1 pseudogene is annotated in these 611 nt (G+C 67.8%); it reads right to left on the bottom strand.

Annotation, left to right across the window (positions count from 1 at the left end):
- Nucleotides 1-610 (bottom strand): annotated as a pseudogene (locus tag MKK51_RS19595) (IS21 family transposase); the annotation flags it as partial.
- Between the last annotated feature and the right edge of the window lies 1 nt (nucleotide 611).

Below are 611 nucleotides of genomic sequence, written 5' to 3'. Positions count from 1 at the left end.
CTCCTCGTAGCTCTTTACCCGGACACGCGGGGTGAAGAAGCGCTCGCGCACCAGCCCGACCTGGTTCTCGACCTGCCCCTTCTCCCAGCCCGAGGCCGTCGTGCAGGCGACCGGATCGACGAGGTAGTGCGAGCGCATCGTGGGCGTCGAACACCATCTCCTGGCTCTCGCGCGGATAGGCCCGCACGAACAGCATGCGCGTGTGGCAGAATCGGACGTGGGCGACCTTGACCGTGACGGTCGTGCCGCCGATCAGCACGATCTCGTGGCTCCAGTCGAACTGGTAGGCCTCGCCCGCAGCGAAGGTAAGCGGCACGAAGGCCTGGGCCGTGACCGAGGCGCGCTCGCGCTTCCAGGTTTTGGCATAGCGGCGAACGGCATCGTAGCCGCCCTCGTAGCCGAGCCCGCGCAGCGCCTCGTAGACCCGGATCAGCGTCAGCCGCTCGCGGCCAGATCTCCCGGCGTTGGTGGTCAGTATCCGATCGAGATCGTCGCGCCACGGCCCGAGCTTGGGCAGCGGCTGCACCTCACGCTCATAGGTCAAGGCGGTGGCTCCCGACCGGATGACCTTCCGGACCGTGTTGCGGGAGACGTGCAGGTCGCGGACGATG

Origin of the sequence: Methylobacterium sp. E-045, from assembly GCF_022829685.1 — a bacterium.
GTDB lineage: Bacteria > Pseudomonadota > Alphaproteobacteria > Rhizobiales > Beijerinckiaceae > Methylobacterium.
This window is presented reverse-complemented; position numbering and strand designations above follow the sequence as displayed.